The following is a 17,063-nucleotide window of genomic DNA, read 5'->3' on the forward strand; positions in this document are numbered from 1 at the left end:
GAGCGTCGACCCGAATGCGCGCCGAGGCGGAACTCGTGCGGTGACACCGGACTCGTTGATCGCCATCCACCGGGGCGTGCGTGCCGCGGTCGGCCGGGCTGCTCACGTGAGGCGGGGTGACCGGACACCCTGGCGCTCAAATCGCCTATTACGCATGTTTTTTCGGGCTGCTGCGTAAGCTTGAGGAGAGCTGGCGGCGTCTCGCCGAGTTCGAGCAACTGGCTCGCACCAGATCGGCCACGGTGATTTGCGCGGTGGAAACCCCTCGGGCAGTGCGTGATTCGAAACTCATGGAGGCAACTGGTGCAGGTCGTCGGGCACCGTTACGACCTCATCCGTCAGGTCGGCGCCGGTGGCATGGGACAGGTATTCGAGGGATTCGATCGCAATCTCAAACGCCGTGTCGCGGTGAAGGTGGCCCACGCGAATCTCGAGTCGGCCCCCGAGTGGACCAGACGCTTTCTGCGGGAAGCGGAGCTGATGGCCACCGTCAGCCATCCGGGGACACCCGCGATCTACGACGCCGGCCTCACCGACACCGCGCCGTACCGGCCTTATCTCGTCATGGAATTCGTCGACGGCCTCACTCTCGACGATGTGCTCGCCCGCCGGGGACCCTTGCCGATCGGCATCGTCGCCGCACTCGGCGCGCAGGCCGCCGCCGTGCTGGCGGCCACGCACCGGCACCGCATCTATCACCGCGATCTCAAACCGTCCAACCTGATGCTCTGCGACAACGGAACGCTCAAAGTGCTGGACTTCGGGCTGGCGATCGCCCTCGACGCCGACCGCAGCCGCTACACCTCGACCGGGCAGACCATCGGCACCCCCGCCTTCACGGCGCCCGAGCAGATCGAATCCCGCGACGTCACCCCGCAAACCGACCTGTACGCACTCGGACTCATCCTGCACGAGCTGCTCACCGGAGCCCGCGTCGTCACCGGCACCAACGCGTTCAGCGTGTGGTCGCGGCAGATGTCCACCTCCGCGCCCGACATCCGGGTCGAAAGGCCGGAGGTTCCGGCGGATATGGCGGGCCTGATCATGTGCATGCTCGAGAAGAAGCCGGAAAGCCGACCCGCGAGCGCGGTGGCCGTGCACGCCGTGCTCATGCGCCACGCGACCGACCTCGCGGAGTTGGTGGACGACAAGAACAGCCCGGCCCGCATGTACGCGCTCGCAGTCAGCGCGCCCACACGATCACCCGTGGCCGCCATGGTGATCGGATCCGCCCGCGACGCCCATGAGCCCATACCGGATCCCGGAGCAGTGGTACCGACCGACGACCTCAGCCGCGGCGACCTACATCGCGCCATCGAGAGAGCGCGCCGCCTCGCCGACGAGTCCCGATATCATCCCGCCCTCCGGCATCTCCGCACGGCCGTCCACGCCGCGATCCCGCTTCTGGGCACACGGGACGCCGACGTCGTGGACGCCAGAATCCAGCTGGCCGGACTGCGTTTCGAGTCCGGTGGCCATGCCGAGGCCGCCGAACTCTATCGCGCCCTTATCGACGACCTCACCGCCGACCGCGGGCCCTACGACGACCAGGTCACGTACTGCCAGCGCCGGCTGGCCGAGTGCACGCTCCACCTCGGTCACACGAGCGAGGCCGTCGACCGGTTCCTGCGATTGAAAGCGCAGCTGGAGGCACGGTATGGCCGATCGGACCGCGAACTGGGTCGGCAACAAATGGAACCACAAGACCAACCCACGGCTGCGCTGGCTCATGCGTACCGTGCCGGGTCTGGCCCGTGCCCAGCACAATCTGGAGTGGCTGTGGTACGAATCGCGAGTCCCCATCATCTTCAATGAGTTCGACCCGCTGCGGGCAGGCCTGCACGCCTGGCTGCGGTACAAGATCCGTCGCGAAATCCGTGACTCGGAACTGCGCCGCAAGGTGACACCCGACTACAAGGTGGGCTGCAACCGCGTGCTGCTGTCCAACCAGTGGTACCCGACCCTGGACCGCGACCACGTCAGCGTCCATACCGACGGCGTTGCCCGCGTCCAGGAATCAGGCCTGATTCTCACCGACGGCGCCGCGGTCGACGCCGACGTCATTGTGTGGTGCACCGGCTTCACCGCCACCGAGTACCTCGCCCCCATCGATATCACCGGCCGCGACGGCCGCAAACTGCATATCGAATGGAAAGCGGGTCCCGAAGCGTACTTGGGCATCACGGTGTCCGGTTACCCGAACCTGTTCATGATCTACGGCCCCAACACTGGTTCGCTGACCAACACGATCATCTTCCTGCTGGAGAAACAGGCCCGCTACGCCCGCCTGGCGATCGCGCACAGCGCCCGCACCGGCACCTGGCTCGACGTCCGCCGCGACGTGCAGGACGCCTTCAACCGCAACCTGCAACGCCGCCTCGCTGGAACTGTCTTCACCAGCGGCTGCCCCGGCTGGTACCACACCACCGACGGCAAAGTCGTCGCCGTCTGGCCCGGCTCACACATCGCCTACGCCCGCGCCACCGCCGAACTCGACCTCGACGCCTACGAAACCGGCAACCGGCACCCCCGCCACCGAATAACAGTCCGCCCGCCAAGGGATCAATAGATGCCGGTCACACCGGCCTGCGAGAGGAAACCAGGCGCTCGACCGAAGCGACGATGGCGGCCCAGAATGCTCAACGTGAAAACTGATCACTGCGTGGCAAGGCCAGATGGTCAAATATGCGACCACGCTGCGTTTGGGCACCGCCGAATCGGAATCCATCCTTCGGCGCTTCACCCGCAGCGGCCCGAAACACCCACCTACCAGGCATTGGAGGAGTTGGGTCGGGCCTTCGCACGATCTTCGCCTGCGAATATCTGGCGTCGGAGGACATCAGAAGAGAGATCAACAGCGGGTTGCAGGTGGTGGAAAACTGGAACTCGGCCAACACGGTCGTCTTCTACGGCAAGGATTCCCAGCTCACCGGTGCCGACCGCGAGCACGCCGAGGTGTCGATGCTCGCGTTGCACCTGCTGCAATCGGCGTTGGTGCACATCAATACCCTGCTGCTCCAAGCGGTTTTGGAAGATCCCGAGTTCCACGATCTCGTCGGCGACACTGAACGCCGTGCGATGTCGCCGCTGTTCTGGTCGAATGTTAACCCCTACGGCCGGTTCCGGCTCGACATGACCACCCGTCTGGATCTACGTCGCGAACGGGTCGCTGGCTGAGGCTTGGCGTGGCGATGCGTGGCTGCATTCGATGCCCGACATCCTGGTGTTGCGGGATCTGTGCGCGGTCAAGTCCGGGTTCGCGGCGACGGCGTCGCCCCCGTCGCCGTGTCGACCTTCCTCGATCAGGCCAGCGTTGGGTACAGGACGAGGGCTGGATCTCCGTCTTCCCCAAACGTGGTGCACTGGCACCGACTTGTAGCCGGTTAACGTGGCCGAGATTGCCCCGGGCTCTGCCCGGCAACATGGTTGGTCCAGTTCGGCAGCGACGCAGTCCTGACCATCGTTCCCGGCCTCGTGCTGGGCGGAGCACCCACCTCTGCAGATAGAAGCGACTTATGTCAGCGCGTGGCCCAGCCAGGTCAACATCAGTCTTTGGGAAGCGGATGTGGATATAGACTCTCTGTATGACTGAGCGGGTCAGCGTCGAGAGTTTGCGATATGTGCTGACGGTAGCGGAGACCGGCAGTTTCAGTGCGGCCGCACGCGCGTACGGGGTTACCCAACCGGCGTTGTCCAATGGTGTCGCCAAGCTGGAGGAACGCCTGGGGGAGCGCCTGTTCGAGCGGTCACCGCGCGGGGTCACCCAGACCGCTTTCGGTGTTCACATCATTCCGCTCATCGAGCGGGCACTGACCGCGCTGGACGGTATCGAGGCTGCGGCATCGCGCTGGAAGTCCGCAGGTGATGAGGTGATTCGCATGGGCGTCTCACCGTTGATAGATCCAAAGCTGGTCGCTGGTGCCTACACGGCGGTCTGCTGCCTGTCCGCACTTCCCGGCCCGCGGCACCTGGTGCTTCGTGAGGCGAATATGGCGGAGCTGCAGCAGGCCCTGGGCGCCGGTGAGCTCGACTTCATCCTGATTCCGTCGGTCGCGCCGATGCCTCGCCTCGAACATCGCATCATCGCCTCGGAACCGATGGTGGTCGTGGAATCGGTGGTAGGGGGTGAGCGGCCGATCATGCTGGACGAACTGGCCGACAAACAACTCATCTTGATGCCGGACACCTGCGGGTTGACGGCATTCACCCGCGACCTGTTCCGCTCGCGAGGTCTCACCGAGCGTACTTACGCCGGCGAAGCCGTCAGCTATCGGGTGCTCGAGGAGTGGTCGAACCTGGGCCTGGGGTCAGCGGTGATCCCGCGGTCGAAACTGGCCGGCCCGAACACCCGGTATAGACCACTGATGGACGACGGGATGGAAGTCGAGATCTTCTACGAGGCCGTGTGGGATCCACACTCTCCCATTGCCGCGGACCTCGAGGTATTGGCCGATCGGATGGCGGAACAGCCCTAGCCATTCACTCGCGTTATATCCCCATTCCTGATCGAGGTCTACTGCGTCTCGTGCGTAGGTCATAACTTCGTGTTGTGGCAGAAACACTGCCGAACGATCACGATACGGAGGATGGCGATGGCTTATCTGGAGATCACTCTGAAGGTCGACGAGGCAGACCGCCCCGCCGCCGCGGCGGTGTACCAGAAGTACAAGCAGCCGTTCCTGGCGACGGTTCCCGGCGCGACGAGCAAGGACCTGCTGGTTCGCGAGGAGGACGTGCAGGTGCTGCACGGGTTCGACACCACCGCGCAAGCGCGTGACTACCTGTCGAGCGAGCTGTTCACCAAAGACGTCGTCGCCGGGCTCGCTCCGCTGCTGAAGGCGGAGCCCGACATCCGAGTCTACGAGACCGCCTGAAGGAGTAACCGACGATGGATGCCGAGAACACGAACTTCACCGGCCGCAAGCTGATCGTCATAGGCGGCAGCAGCGGCATGGGCTACGCGACCGCTGATACTGTCGCCAGCGAAGGGGGCGAGATTCTAGTCGTAGGACGCAACGAGAACAAACTCGCCGCCGCCGCGCAGTCTCTTGCGGCCCACGGCGGGAAGGTACACACCCTGGCTGTGGACCTGAACGACATCTCCGCGGTCGAACAGTTGCGCAAGCAGCTCAGCGCCGAACACGCGGACGCGACGCTATTGCTGAATGCGGCGGGGGTGTTCGCGCCCAAGCCGTTCCTCGAGCACACTCTCGCTGACTACGACCGCTACCTCGACCTGAACCGCTCGACTTTCTTCATCACCCAGACCGTCGCCGCGAACATGGTCGCGGCCGGAAAGGGCGGGGCGATCGTCAACCTGGGATCGATGTGGGCGCACCAGGCCGTCGCCGCCACGCCGTCCTCGGCGTACTCGATGGCCAAGGCCGGCCTGCACTCGCTGACCCAGCACCTGGGAATGGAGTTGGCGCCGTACAAGATTCGCGTGAACGCGATCGCCCCGGCGGTTGTGCGCACCCCCATCTACGAGGGATTCATCCCCAAGGACGAGATCGACCAGGCTGTGAGCGGCTTCGACTCGTTCCATCCGATCGGCCGGGTCGGTACCCCGGAGGAGATTGCCGAGATCGCCGCGTTCCTGCTCTCCGATCACACCGGATGGGTCACCGGCGCGGTGTGGAATGCCGACGGCGGCGTCATGGCCGGACGAAACTGACCAACGCCGCTACCCCGCAAGCGACCTCGGTCACGCCCTGCCACCCGACCTGGACACCAGCCGAATCACTCGCCTGGACGGCTATCTCATCCTCGACCCGCTGGGTTGAGTGCGACAGCCACGGGCTGCCTACCGACCACCGATGAACACCAGGAGCTTCACATGACCTACCACGAGCACACCGACTACAAGTACGCCCGCAATATCCGCAACGGTGCACCCGAAGCGTTCAAGGCGTTCACGGAATGGGACGCGCAGGTCATGCGCGGCAGCAACAACGCGATTCCGCCCAAGTACGCCGAGCTCATGGCCGTCGCGGTGGCGTTGACCACACAGTGCGCCTACTGCATCGAGGCCCACACCAAGGCCGCGCACGCTGCGGGCGACACCGAGCAGGAGATCGCGGAAAGCACCATGATCGCTGCCGCGTTGCGTGCCGGTGGCAGCTACGCGCACGGGTTCATGGCCATGAAGTTCTTCGCCCAGGCCGAGGAAGCCGCAAAGAACTGAATCTACGAACCCCGCAACGCATACGGAGGAAAGAGGAAACCTCATGTCAGATACTGCCGTGACCATGGTCGTGACCGAGCCCCGGGGTCCTCTGCACCCCTCCACAGCCGAGACAACCTCGCCGACGGGCAACTGGGTCCGCGTGTCGGTTATCGCGAGCGGCGTGTGCAACGCCGACATCGGAACCGCCGCGGCCAGCGGCCGTGGCGTCTCCTTCCCCGTGACCCCGGGGCACGAGGTCGCCGGTGTCATCGCGGAACTGGGCGAGCTGGCCGAGGGCTGGTCGGTCGGCGACCGGGTGGCGGTCGGCTGGTTTGGCGGCAGCTGCGGGCATTGTGCGTTCTGCCGGGCAGGCGATGTCGTGCACTGCCCCGAACGCAAGGTGCCCGGCCTGTCGTACCCAGGCGGCTGGGCGCAGAGCATCACCGTGCCCGCCGACGCGCTCGCCCGCATCCCCGCCGAGTTCGACCTGTTCGACGCGGCCCCGTTCGGCTGTGCCGGGGTGACGACGTTCAACGCCGTGCGCAAGGCCGGCATCCGCGCGGGCGGACGCGTCGCGGTGTTCGGGATCGGCGGCCTGGGGCACCTGACCGTCCAGTTCGCGGCCAAGCTCGGTTACGAGACGGTCGCCATCGCCCGGGGTGGTGACCGCGAGAAGGTCGCTCGCGAGCTCGGCGCCCACCACTACATCGACAGCGATGCCCAGGCTCCCGGTGCTGCCCTGAAGCAACTCGGCGGCGCCGACCTCATCGTCTACACCGCGTCCTCGACCGCTCCGGTGGATGAGCTGCTCACCGGTCTGAACGTGCACGGGCAGCTCACTCTCGTCGGTGTCGACGCCGGGTCGGTTACGGTTCCGGCGGCCCAGCTCGTCATGAACGGCCACACCCTCACCGGACACCTCACCGGCAGTTCGCGCGAGACCCAAGAAGCCTTGGAATTCGCCGCCACCTTCGGCATCCGCCCCATGATCGAGCGCATGCTACTGGCGCAGGCCGACGATGCTGTGACCCGGCTGCGTTCCGGAGCTCCCCGTTTCCGCATCGTCCTCGACGCCACCGGCGGCGAGTAAGCCAGGCCCCTACTGGCCCACCGGAGGCCGAAACACCATCAGGAACAGCGCGATTCGTCCTGATCAGAAAGGAAAGCCGCACATGACTTCTCGGGAAAGTCACGAGTTGATCTGCCGATCACCGAGCACGCGACAGATACCCATGGGGTCACCCTGGTGAACTTCGCGCTGTTCGATCTTCTCGGGATGCAGCTGTCCCCGCGCATCCGGGACCTGGGGAAGATCACCCTCTACCGGCCAGGGCCACGCGCCGACGCCGAATCGCGGTTCCCGCACGCGGGTCCTCTGCTGACGCGGAAGCTGAATCTGGACCTGATTGCCGAGCACTATGACGACCTGCTGCGGCTGGCCGGGTCGTTGAAGTTCGGGCACGCTACCGCGTCGCTGCTGGTGGGCAAGCTGTCGGCGTCGGGTCGGCAGAACGCACTCGCTGCGGCGCTGAAGGAATACGGCGCTATGCGCCGTACGGTCTATGCAGCCCGTTATCTGTCGGATCCGGACTATCGGCGCAAGATCTCGCGCCAGCTCAACAAGGGCGAGTCCATCCATGCCCTCAAACGCGGCCGCATCTACGCCCACGAGGGCGCCTTTCGTGCACGGCATCTGGAAGCCCAGACCGAACAGGCCTGGTGTCTCACCCTCGCCACGAACGCGGTGATCGCCTGGACGACAGAGTATTTCGGGCTCGCGGTCGATCAGATGCGTCGTCAGGGTCGCCGCATCGACGATGAGGTGCTGGCCCACATTTCCCCGGCCCACAGTGAGAACATCAACTTCTTCGGCGCGATCGAGGTCGATATTGATGCCGAGCTGGCCCAGCTGGGGCCGACCGGCTACCGGCCACTGCGAGTCCGCGACACCCTGTTCTGACCAGTTCCGCCCAGCCAATCGCCCAGTGTCCGAGGGACTGTGCCGGTGCGTGATCAGGGGGTGGACAGGGCGAGCAGGGCGGTGCTGTGGTCCCAGAGCTGGCGTGCCAGAGCAGGGTCGCGCGCCTGATCGGAGGAGGCTGCGGGCTTGCGCTTCTCGTAGTAGGCGCCGCGCTGCCAGTCGGTGCCCGGTGCGGTGGTGGCGAGCCAGACGAGCTGGTCGGCACCCTTGTCGGCGCTTATGGTGAACAGGTTCTTGACCAGCGGGGTGTGGTAGAGGTACCGCATGAAGTGGGTGGTGTCGGACGCGAAGCTCGAGCGCACGACACCGGGGTGGAAGGCGACCGCTGAGATGCCCTGGTCACGGTAGCGGCGGTCCAGCTCCCGGGTGAACAGGATGTTGGCGAGCTTGCCGTTGCCGTAAGCCTTCTCGGGCCGGTAGTCATTCGCGTTCTGCAGGTCGTCGACGTCGAACCTGCCGTACATGGCCGCTGCCGCGCTGGCGGTCTGGATGACCACGGCGTTGCTGGCGGTCAAGATGGGTAGCAGCAGGGTGGTGAGCAGGAACGGGGCGAGGTGGTTGACCTGGAAGGTCTTCTCGAACCCGTCGCCGGTGAGTGTGCGCTCGCCCATGATGCCGCCGGCGTTGTTGGCCAGTACATCGATGCGCGGATAGCGCGCCTGCAAGGTCGCGGCCAGCTCTCGAACCTGGGCCAGGTCGGCAAAGTCGGCTACGTGGTAGGGCGCGTTGCCGATCGCTCGGGCGACCTCGGCGGTCTTGGCCGGTGAGCGGCCGACGAGCACCAGGTTGTGGCCCTGGGCGTGCAGCTGCCGGGCGGCTGCGGCGCCGATGCCGTCGCTGGCACCGGTGAGGACGATGGTCCGATTCGTCATGAGAAGTCCTTCCTCGAAGTGGGGTTGGGGCACACGGCCCACGGTCGAACCGAACGGTTCGGTTTGACAGTACGCTCGAACTCCTCGCCGGTCAAACCAAACAGTTTGGTTTGATACCCTGGGTGGATGAGTCCCGCTTCCGCGCCGACCGAAGCCACCCGCGATCGCATCGTGGCCGCGGCCAAGAACGAGTTCGCCCGCCACGGCATCGCCGGAGCGCGGGTCGATCGGATCGCGCGCGAGGCGAAGACCAGCAAGGAACGCGTGTACGCCTACTTCCGTAGCAAGGAGAACCTCTACGGGTTCGTCGCAGGCGAGGAACTGGCCGCGGTCGCCGAGGCCACCCGCATGGATCCCACTGACCTGCCCGGCTACGCCGGGCGGGTGCACGATTACTTCGCAACCCACCCGGACAATTACCGGCTGATGATGTGGGGACAGCTCGAACTCGCCGACGCCGCGCCCGAACCCGACGACCCCGTCCAGGAGACAGTGCGCCGCAAGGTCACCCAGCTACGACAAGCGCAGCAGGCCGGCCAGCTCGACCCATCCTGGGATCCCCTCGACATCCTGGTTTTCCTCAACCAGCTCGCCGCCTCCTGGGCCATCCCGCCCAGCCCGATCGACTCATTGCAGCGCGAGACCTTCCTCGCCGACCGTCGCGCGGCCATCGTCGCGGCCGTACAGCGACTGTTCCCCGCCGCCACACAACCACCGACGCAGAAGTAACGGCCACCGGTGTCGTCGCGCGCCCAGCGCACCCGATTTTCGATCCGCCGGTGCCCGCGCAACAATCCGGCGATCTGCTCCGGTGCGACGAGCCCAATCAACCCGCAGGCCTCACGGCTGTCTTTCTCGCCATTCCGTTAGCCGAACGCCCACCGGAACACCTCCGCACATGGATTCGACCCCAGGTCACGGGTGTTCCGTAGAGGTTTTCCACGAACCGTCCCGGTCAACCCCCCGCTATCTGGAACACTTTTCGGGGGTCGAGGAGTAAATCCGCCCAATCCGGCGCTAAGGGTTTATGGCAGATAGTTGGCATACTATCTGCCATAAACTGCGAGTCGTCCTGGCGCGACGGCGCGTTTGCGACGGGTCGGCTGAGGAAACTATCTGCCGTAGCGCGGAAGGCGGTCGAAATTGGGCACGGTACGGACGCTGCCGACAGTGGCGGCCGGGGGTGCGGTTGGCGAACGCGGTGAAGATGTTTCTGGGCACGATCGCCGTCGACAACACCCGCCGAGGCTACGGGGCGGCGTTGGACCGGCTCGTGCGCGATTTCGGCGCGGACACCGATGTGGCGCTGCTGGACCCGGACCGGGTGTCGGGGTGGTTCGTGTTCGTGTGGGGCGCGAAGTCGCCGAAGACGTTCAACCTCCGGTTGACCGCGTTGGCGTCGGCGTGCGCCTGGTGGCGCAAGCAGGACTGGCTCACCGAAGATCCGTTGGTGCGGTTGCAGGCGCGTCCGGCCCCGCCGGACAACAGCCGGGCCATGACCCACGATGAAGTCGCCGAGCTGCTCGACTCGGACGCGCCGTTGCGGGAGCGCACGTTGTGGACGATGCTGTACGAGACCGCGGCGAGGGCCGAAGAGATCCTGGCGCTCGACGTCGAGGATCTCGACACCGTGAACCGTTGCGCGACCGTGGTTCGCAAGGGCGGCGCCCGCGATGTCATCTATTGGCAGACCGGCACCGCGCGGCTGCTGCCCCATCTGATCGCCGGCCGCAAGCGCGGGCCGTTGTTTCTCACCGGCCGCAAAGCGAAACCGTCTGTGGCGCTAAAGGACATCGACCCGACTACGCGGCACGCCCGGTTGTCATACCGGCGCGCGGCGACGCTGTTCGAGGAACACACAACGGTGATGAAGCGCGGCCCGTTTACGCTGCATCAGCTCAGACACAGCAAGCTCACACATGCCGCCGAGACCGGCGCGTCCACGCCGATGCTGATGGCGCTGTCCGGGCACTCCTCGGTGCGTAGCCTCGCGAAATACACCAGGGTGTCGGCCGAGGCGCTGGGGCGGTGGCAGGCCGAGACCGACCCGGCCTCCAAACGCCGCCGATAGCTATCAGTATCCTGCGCCAGGAATTCGGTGAAGATGCCGAAACGCTGTGGGGGCGAGGCCGAGCTCGCACCGATAGGGCGGATCAAACCGGGCAGCAGCAAGCGGTTCGTCTACAGGAATTGACGCACCGCAAAAACATCGAACACTCATCTACCTGCTTCGGCAGGTCAAACCTGTCCTGCGGGATGGTGCGACTACGCCGCCGATTCCGGCCGAAACAACCGGCGCCTGCACGGCCTCCTCGATCACACCCGGCCCGAGGAGTTCGAAGCCGCCTACTACGCTCAGATCGCGACGTCCCAGCCGGCGATGTCTCAGCCATAAAGCCGGCATCGAACTCGGGGACGGTTCAAAGAACGGAGACCTCGTGGGTACAGCGCACGTCATCCTCACCGCCATCGCGATCATGGGAACCGCCGTCATCTACGGGTCCGACACCTTCGCCGCCACCGTACTTCGCCCCGCGTTGACCCACCTCGACGATCGCGCTCTTGGCGCCGTGAGCGGGTTCATACATCTCTACGGCGACAAAAGACTCGTGATACCAGGCATAGGAGGCACAGTCGCGGCGGGAGCGGCCACGCTGGTGGCCATCATGCAGGGCGACCGAGAGACGATCGTGCTCGACAGCGTGGCTCTCACCGCTCTACTGGCTTGGCTCGGCATCTACCTGCGGATCAATGCCCCCATCAACCGTGCGATGATCGAAGCGGCTCTGCGGGGCGAGACCCTCGACGCCATCAGAATGCTCCAACGGAAGTGGGAGAGCGTCTCCATCCCCCGCGCGACCCTGCAGGCCGTCGCCGTCGGGTGCCTCTTCGCCGCCGCTGTAGCGAGCTGAACTCCCGCCTGCGCTGCTGGTTGCGTTCACTCGTCGTCGCGGGCGTCGGGATCACGTAACTTCCGGTGGGTGCCACCGAGGTCGGGCAGGTGGAAGGCATAGTGGCCGTCGATACCGATGTGGGCGCGGATGAACGCCGACAACCGCTGCGCGTCCTCATCGCGCACTGGACAGCCTTGGGCGCGTAGCCAGCGTGACGAGTTGGCCGCTGCCCTCTTCGATGGTCTGCCGACCGAGCAGGTGCGGGCATTTCTCGGCACACTGGACGTGGTCATCACCCGGCTGAGTCCGGGTGAGGCGGAACCGGTACCGGGCTGCTGACGCGCCTTCGGGCAGGCAGGGGAAAGCTGATCACCCGCGTGCACGCCGGAGGTGGACGGTCCCTGCGGGCGGCGGCGGTCATTATTCTCCCGGTAGCGGAAATGAACGGCGGGCAGGCGCCCCTGTGTCATCGGCCGCCGCTGTGACGAGCGCGGTGACCGCGGTCTGGATGTCTTCGGGTGTACTCATGCGGCCCAGCGACAGCCGCAACGCGCCCAACGCCCGAACGGGGGCGATACTCATCGCCTCCAGCACGGGGGAAGCGGTGTGCGTGCCGCTATGGCAGGCCGAGCCGGTGGACGCGGCGATATCGGGTGCGGCGCCCAGGATTTCGTGGCCGAGCGTGCCGTCGATGCTGATGTTGAGGGTGTTGGGCAGCCGCTGATGGGCAGGGCCGTTGAGGTGGACCCGGCCGGGCAGCGCCGCGTCCAGCCGCTGGTGCAACTCGTCGCGCAGCCGTGCCAGCCGGGCGGGCTCGCCGGTGGCGAGGTCGTCGGCGGCGAGTGTGGCGGCGACGCCGAATCCGGCTGCGAAAGCGACGTTTTCGGTACCGGCGCGCAGTCCGCGTTCCTGGCCGCCGCCGTAGACCACGGGTTCGAGGTTCACTCCATCGCGCATGTACAGTGCGCCGATTCCTTTGGGCGCGTACATCTTGTGCCCGACCACCGTGAGCAGATCCACACCGAGCGTGTCGACGTCGACGGGGATCTTGCCCGCGGCCTGCGCGGCGTCGCAATGAAACAGGGCACCGTGGCGGTGCGCGAGCGCTGCCAGCTCGCGGATCGGTTGCAGGGCACCGGTTTCGTTGTTGGCGGCCATCACCGACACCAGCGTCGCCTCGTCCTCGCGCAGGGCGGCCGCCAACGTGGCGGGGGACAGGCGACCGTCGGCGTCGACGGGCAACGCCGTGACTCGTAGGCCGTGCAGCCGAGTCAGCGCCCGGCAGGTCTGCAGCACCGACGGATGTTCGGTGGTCTGTGTGATGATGTGGGAGCCGGGCCGGGCCGCGGCCAGTGCCGCACCGCGCAAGGCAAGCAGATTCGCCTCCGATCCCGAGGCGGTGAACACGATCTCGTGCGGTCGGGCCTCGACCAACGCGGCGACTTGGGCGCGGGCGTGTTCAAGCGCGGACCTCGGTTCCGCGCCATACGCATGGCCGCTGGAAGGGTTGCCGAAGGACTCGGTGAGATAGGGCAGCATCGCCGCGAGAACGCGGGGATCGATCGGGGTGGTCGCGTTGTAGTCCAGATACACCGGCCCGTCGGCAGGGCCGGGCCGTCCACGCGCGGGCATGCTCACGCCATACGCGCAGCGTCGACGGGCAACTCGGCCAGCCGCCACTCGAGCATGCCGTCGTGCAGGCGCACCGCACGGCGGCCGCGGTCGCGCAGCAGCCGAACCGCGTCATAGGCCAGCACGCAATATTCGCCGCGGCAGTACACCACGATCTCGGTGTCGCCGGGCAGCTCCCCGACGCGCTCGGCCAGCTGCCCGACTGGGATGCTCACCGCGCCGGGGATGTGCCCGGCCTCGTACTCCAGCGCCGGCCGCACATCCAGCACGACCACCTCTCCGGCCGCCGCGCGGTCGAGCAGTTCCTCGCGGGTCATCTCCTGGCCGCCGTCGGGGCCGAGGTAGTTGTCGCGGGCGAGTGGTACGGCGGCCTGGTGAGCTTCAGCGACCTTGCGCAGCAGCGCGAAAAGCTGCGCCACGTCTTCACCGGCCAGCCGGTAGTGGATCCGCACCCCGTCGCGGCGGGTGGCGACGAATCCGGCCTGCTTGAGCGTCTGCAAATGCGCCGACGCGGTGGTCAGGTTCAGCCCCGCCGCCGTCGCCAGCGCTTCCACAGTCCGCTCGCCCTGGGCCAGCAGGTCCAGCAGCTCCAACCGTTTACCGCTGGCCAGCGCCTTGCCGCTGGCCGCGAACGCTTCATACAGCGCCGCCTTCGCAGCGGGCTTCTCAGCACCCATCAGATACTCCATTCATCCTTGGAATAGGGTAGCTCGGCTGCGGTGGGACGCAAGCCGCGGCTTGCTGCGCCTCCCGATCGCGACCTGGGTTCCGACCAACGGGTTGCTCTTCCATGGTTTGATGGAATAGGCTTTCGCCAATATTCCATGGTTGATTGGAATAATGGTCTGGCCTGCGGGCCGGTGACACAGGAGTTACGCGATGCCGACTGATTTCACGCTTGTTCCCGTCATCGATGAGGGGCTGGGCAACTCGACCTATCTGCTGGATCTGGGTGATGGCCGGGCGCTGGTTATCGACCCCGAACGCGATCTGCGGCAGGTGCGCGCCGAGGCGCAGCGGCGCGGTCTGCAGATCGCCTACGCGGTGGAGACTCACCTGCACGCAGACTTCATCTCCGGCGTGCGTGAGCTGGGCGAGACCGAAGGCGCGACGGTCATCGCTCCCGAGGTCGGCCCGCGCGGATTCACCGTCACCACGATGGCGGACGGCGACACCCTCACCATCGGCGCGCTCACCCTGCAAGCGTGGGCAACACCCGGGCATTCTCCGGAACACCTGTCGTATCTGCTGCACGACGACGACCAGCTGCTCGGGGTGTTCACTGGCGGGTCGCTGATGGTCGGCACTGCCGGGCGCACCGATCTGGTCAGTCCTGATCAGACGATTCCGCTGGCACGGGACCAATACCGCTCGCTGCAACGGTTGATGACCTTGCCCGACGACACTCCGGTATGGCCGACGCACGGCGCGGGCTCGTTCTGCTCGTCCTCGCTCGGAGGTGATCGGGTGAGCACCATCGGTCAGGAGCGTGCGACGAATCCGCTGTTGCAAGTCGACGGCGAGGACGCCTTCGTCGAGGCCCTGCTGGGGTCGATGGGCAGCTTCCCCGACTACTTTCTGCGGCTGGGCGAGATCAACCACAAGGGCCCGGCCGTGCTCGGTTCCGCCCCGGCGCTGGCGCCGCTGACCGCCACCGAAGTCGATGATCTGATCGCCGACGGCGCCCAAATCGTCGATGTGCGCCCCCCGGCCGACTTCGCCGCCAGGCACATCCCCGGCGCACTCGCCATCACCTTGCGCCCGGTGTTCGCGACCTGGCTGGGCTGGCTGGCCGATGCGAAACGCCCAGTCGTCATCGTCCGCGACCCCGCACAGAATCCCGACGACATCGCGTGGGAGGCAGCCAAAGTCGGTTTCGATACCCTCGCCGGAGAACTGCACGGCGGCATGACGGCCTGGACCGGCCCGGTCGACACCGATGCACTGAACCTGCTCGACGCCGATCAGTTCAGCGCCCTCACCCCGGCGATCGTTCTCGACATCCGCCAGCACGGCGAATTCACCGCCGGACATGTTCCCGGTGCCCGCAACATCGAACTCGGCACCTTGGCGGAAAATCTGGTGCAGATCCCGGCCGGACCGGTGGTGGTCATGTGCGGCCACGGTGAGCGTGCCATGACTGCCGCCAGCATCCTCCAACGCGCCGGACACAGCGATATCCAGGTGTTGGAAGGCGGGCCCGCCGATTACGCCCGCACCATCGGACAGCACCTGCAGGTCGGATCATGAGCCTGCGCACCGGGTCGAGGACCCCGGTCCTCGGGCTGCGGGAGAATGCTGCCCAGTTCACGCTGCTCGTGGCGGTCAACGCGCTGGTCGGCGGGATGGTCGGCCAGCAGCAGACCGTGCTGCCGCTACTGGCCGAATCCGAATTCGGGCTCACGGGCTACACTTTCATCTTCACCTACGTCGCGGCCTTCGGGATCACCAAGGCCATCGCGAACTACTTCGCCGGCACCTTCTCCGACCGCTACGGCCGCAAACCGGTGCTGCTGGTGGGGTGGCTGTTCGCGGTGCCCGTACCGCTGATGCTCATCGCCGCCCCGAACTGGTGGTGGGTCGTGGCGGCCAATCTACTGCTGGGTATCAATCAGGGCCTGACCTGGTCGACCACCGTCGTGATGAAAATCGACCTGGTCGGGCCCACCCGCCGCGGTCTGGCCATGGGCCTCAACGAAGCCGCCGGTTACGGAGCTGTCGCGATCAGCTCCCTGCTTGCGGGCTACCTCGCCGAACACTACGGGCTGCGGCCGGCACCGTTTTTGCTCGGCCTGGCCTACACCGCCCTGGCCCTGCTGCTGTCCGGGGTTTTCATCCGCGAAACCCGAGGCCACGCTCACCTGGAAGCAGGCCGGCACATCCCGCGCGCCGACGGACTGCACGACCACCTGCATGCCGAGCTGACCGACCGGCAAATCGCGCTGCAGACCAGCCTGAAAGAACCCGCCCTGTCCTCGGCCAGCATCGCCGGGCTGGTCAACAACCTCAACTTCGGCCTGTCCTGGGGGCTGTTCCCGCTGCTGTTCGCCACCGCCGACCTCAGCGTCGGGCAGATCGGGTTGCTGTTCGCCCTCTACCCCGGTGTCTGGGGAGCCGGGCAGTTGGTCACCGGGGCGTTGTCGGACCGCATCGGCCGCAAACACCTCGTTACCGCGGGCATGGCCACCCAAGCCGCTGCTCTCTCGGTGATCGCGGCCTCCGACGAATTCGCCGGATGGGCAATCGGCGCGATCGTGCTCGGCGCAGGCACGGCAATGGTCTACCCCACCCTGCTCGCGGTGATCGGCGATGTCGCCCACCCCGTCTGGCGCGGCCGCGCCGTCGGCGTCTACCGCGTGTGGCGAGACCTCGGCTACGCCGCCGGTGCGGCACTCGGCGGCATCGTCGCCGACCTGATGGGCTTGCACGCCGCCGTCTGGGCAGCTGCAGCCGTCAGTGCCGCCTCGGCGCTGGCCGTGGGCCTGCGAATGTACGAAACCCATCAGTCATCAGCGTAA

17 protein-coding genes and 1 pseudogene are annotated in these 17,063 nt (G+C 66.4%); 14 read left to right on the top strand and 4 right to left on the bottom strand.

Annotation, left to right across the window (positions count from 1 at the left end; all coding sequences use genetic code 11):
- The first annotated feature begins 303 nt into the window (after nt 1-303).
- The 9 genes and pseudogenes from AB0M45_RS27730 to AB0M45_RS27770 form a co-directional block, all read left to right on the top strand.
- The gene (locus AB0M45_RS27730; RefSeq protein ID WP_364335239.1) at nt 304-1,815 is read left to right on the top strand and encodes a serine/threonine-protein kinase; all 1,512 of its coding nucleotides are present in this window, start codon (nt 304-306) and stop codon (nt 1,813-1,815) included.
- The gene (locus AB0M45_RS27735) at nt 1,730-2,569 is read left to right on the top strand and encodes a hypothetical protein (protein ID WP_364335241.1); all 840 of its coding nucleotides are present in this window, start codon (nt 1,730-1,732) and stop codon (nt 2,567-2,569) included. The genes AB0M45_RS27730 and AB0M45_RS27735 overlap by 86 nt, the downstream gene beginning before the upstream one ends.
- A 116-nt stretch (nt 2,570-2,685) precedes the next feature.
- Complete coding sequence (locus AB0M45_RS27740; RefSeq protein ID WP_364335243.1) at nt 2,686-3,177, top strand: Tn3 family transposase; 492 nt, start codon at nt 2,686-2,688, stop codon at nt 3,175-3,177.
- 407 nt (nt 3,178-3,584) lie between these two features.
- Nucleotides 3,585-4,475 (top strand): LysR family transcriptional regulator, encoded by an 891-nt coding sequence (locus AB0M45_RS27745; RefSeq protein ID WP_364335245.1) that lies wholly within the window; start codon nt 3,585-3,587, stop codon nt 4,473-4,475.
- A 111-nt stretch (nt 4,476-4,586) separates the two neighbouring features.
- Entirely contained in the window at nt 4,587-4,874 is a 288-nt protein-coding gene (locus tag AB0M45_RS27750; RefSeq protein WP_364335247.1) for a hypothetical protein, read from the top strand.
- Between the two features lie 14 nt (nt 4,875-4,888).
- Nucleotides 4,889-5,674: an SDR family oxidoreductase gene (locus AB0M45_RS27755; RefSeq protein WP_364335249.1), complete on the top strand. Its 786-nt coding sequence runs from the start codon at nt 4,889-4,891 to the stop codon at nt 5,672-5,674.
- A gap of 162 nt (nt 5,675-5,836) precedes the next feature.
- Nucleotides 5,837-6,184 carry a carboxymuconolactone decarboxylase family protein gene (locus tag AB0M45_RS27760; RefSeq protein ID WP_364335251.1) on the top strand — a complete coding sequence of 116 codons (348 nt, stop codon included), beginning with the start codon at nt 5,837-5,839 and terminating at the stop codon, nt 6,182-6,184.
- Nucleotides 6,185-6,227: 43 nt separating this feature from the next.
- Nucleotides 6,228-7,256 carry an alcohol dehydrogenase catalytic domain-containing protein gene (locus AB0M45_RS27765; protein ID WP_364335253.1) on the top strand — a complete coding sequence of 343 codons (1,029 nt, stop codon included), beginning with the start codon at nt 6,228-6,230 and terminating at the stop codon, nt 7,254-7,256.
- A 108-nt stretch (nt 7,257-7,364) separates the two neighbouring features.
- Nucleotides 7,365-8,126 (top strand): annotated as a pseudogene (locus tag AB0M45_RS27770) (Tn3 family transposase); the annotation flags it as partial.
- A 53-nt stretch (nt 8,127-8,179) separates the two neighbouring features.
- Here AB0M45_RS27770 and AB0M45_RS27775 read toward each other — a convergent pair.
- Entirely contained in the window at nt 8,180-9,019 is an 840-nt protein-coding gene (locus AB0M45_RS27775) for an SDR family NAD(P)-dependent oxidoreductase (RefSeq protein ID WP_364335255.1), read from the bottom strand.
- A 126-nt stretch (nt 9,020-9,145) separates the two neighbouring features.
- On the opposite strand from AB0M45_RS27775, the gene AB0M45_RS27780 reads away from it, so the two are divergent.
- From AB0M45_RS27780 to AB0M45_RS27790, 3 genes are all read left to right on the top strand, one after another.
- Nucleotides 9,146-9,748, top strand: a complete 603-nt coding sequence (locus AB0M45_RS27780; protein ID WP_364335257.1) for a TetR family transcriptional regulator — start codon at nt 9,146-9,148, stop codon at nt 9,746-9,748.
- A gap of 478 nt (nt 9,749-10,226) precedes the next feature.
- Nucleotides 10,227-11,090, top strand: coding sequence for a site-specific integrase (locus AB0M45_RS27785; protein WP_364335296.1), 864 nt, complete (start codon nt 10,227-10,229; stop codon nt 11,088-11,090).
- A gap of 367 nt (nt 11,091-11,457) precedes the next feature.
- Complete coding sequence (locus AB0M45_RS27790) at nt 11,458-11,931, top strand: DUF1772 domain-containing protein (RefSeq protein WP_364335259.1); 474 nt, start codon at nt 11,458-11,460, stop codon at nt 11,929-11,931.
- Nucleotides 11,932-11,957: 26 nt separating this feature from the next.
- Here the strand turns inward: AB0M45_RS27790 and AB0M45_RS27795 are convergent, their stop codons facing one another.
- The 3 genes from AB0M45_RS27795 to AB0M45_RS27805 form a co-directional block, all read right to left on the bottom strand.
- Complete coding sequence (locus AB0M45_RS27795) at nt 11,958-12,098, bottom strand: hypothetical protein (protein ID WP_364335261.1); 141 nt, start codon at nt 12,096-12,098, stop codon at nt 11,958-11,960.
- Between the two features lie 235 nt (nt 12,099-12,333).
- Nucleotides 12,334-13,545, bottom strand: coding sequence for a cysteine desulfurase family protein (locus tag AB0M45_RS27800; protein ID WP_364335263.1), 1,212 nt, complete (start codon nt 13,543-13,545; stop codon nt 12,334-12,336).
- Nucleotides 13,546-13,547: 2 nt separating this feature from the next.
- A complete protein-coding gene (locus tag AB0M45_RS27805; protein WP_364335265.1) occupies nt 13,548-14,222 on the bottom strand; it encodes a metalloregulator ArsR/SmtB family transcription factor in 675 nt (224 codons plus the stop codon).
- A 202-nt stretch (nt 14,223-14,424) separates the two neighbouring features.
- Here AB0M45_RS27805 and AB0M45_RS27810 point away from each other — a divergent pair, with 202 nt between their 5' ends.
- On the top strand, nt 14,425-15,795 hold the full coding sequence (locus AB0M45_RS27810) for an MBL fold metallo-hydrolase (protein WP_364335267.1): 1,371 nt from the start codon (nt 14,425-14,427) through the stop codon (nt 15,793-15,795).
- Entirely contained in the window at nt 15,792-17,063 is a 1,272-nt protein-coding gene (locus AB0M45_RS27815; RefSeq protein ID WP_364335269.1) for an MFS transporter, read from the top strand. The genes AB0M45_RS27810 and AB0M45_RS27815 overlap by 4 nt, the downstream gene beginning before the upstream one ends.

Origin of the sequence: Nocardia sp. NPDC051787 (assembly GCF_040681325.1) — a bacterium.
In the GTDB taxonomy this organism is placed as follows: Bacteria; Actinomycetota; Actinomycetes; order Mycobacteriales; family Mycobacteriaceae; genus Nocardia.

Coding starts and splice junctions, on each gene's coding strand:
- AB0M45_RS27735 (WP_364335241.1), top strand. CDS start 1,730: ATGCGTACCGTGCCGGGTCTGGCCCGTGCCCAGCACAATCTGGAGTGG.
- AB0M45_RS27740 (WP_364335243.1), top strand. CDS start 2,686: ATGCGACCACGCTGCGTTTGGGCACCGCCGAATCGGAATCCATCCTTC.
- AB0M45_RS27745 (WP_364335245.1), top strand. CDS start 3,585: ATGACTGAGCGGGTCAGCGTCGAGAGTTTGCGATATGTGCTGACGGTA.
- AB0M45_RS27750 (WP_364335247.1), top strand. CDS start 4,587: ATGGCGATGGCTTATCTGGAGATCACTCTGAAGGTCGACGAGGCAGAC.
- AB0M45_RS27755 (WP_364335249.1), top strand. CDS start 4,889: ATGGATGCCGAGAACACGAACTTCACCGGCCGCAAGCTGATCGTCATA.
- AB0M45_RS27760 (WP_364335251.1), top strand. CDS start 5,837: ATGACCTACCACGAGCACACCGACTACAAGTACGCCCGCAATATCCGC.
- AB0M45_RS27765 (WP_364335253.1), top strand. CDS start 6,228: ATGTCAGATACTGCCGTGACCATGGTCGTGACCGAGCCCCGGGGTCCT.
- AB0M45_RS27775 (WP_364335255.1), bottom strand. CDS start 9,019: ATGACGAATCGGACCATCGTCCTCACCGGTGCCAGCGACGGCATCGGC.
- AB0M45_RS27780 (WP_364335257.1), top strand. CDS start 9,146: ATGAGTCCCGCTTCCGCGCCGACCGAAGCCACCCGCGATCGCATCGTG.
- AB0M45_RS27785 (WP_364335296.1), top strand. CDS start 10,227: ATGTTTCTGGGCACGATCGCCGTCGACAACACCCGCCGAGGCTACGGG.
- AB0M45_RS27800 (WP_364335263.1), bottom strand. CDS start 13,545: ATGCCCGCGCGTGGACGGCCCGGCCCTGCCGACGGGCCGGTGTATCTG.
- AB0M45_RS27805 (WP_364335265.1), bottom strand. CDS start 14,222: ATGGGTGCTGAGAAGCCCGCTGCGAAGGCGGCGCTGTATGAAGCGTTC.
- AB0M45_RS27810 (WP_364335267.1), top strand. CDS start 14,425: ATGCCGACTGATTTCACGCTTGTTCCCGTCATCGATGAGGGGCTGGGC.
- AB0M45_RS27815 (WP_364335269.1), top strand. CDS start 15,792: ATGAGCCTGCGCACCGGGTCGAGGACCCCGGTCCTCGGGCTGCGGGAG.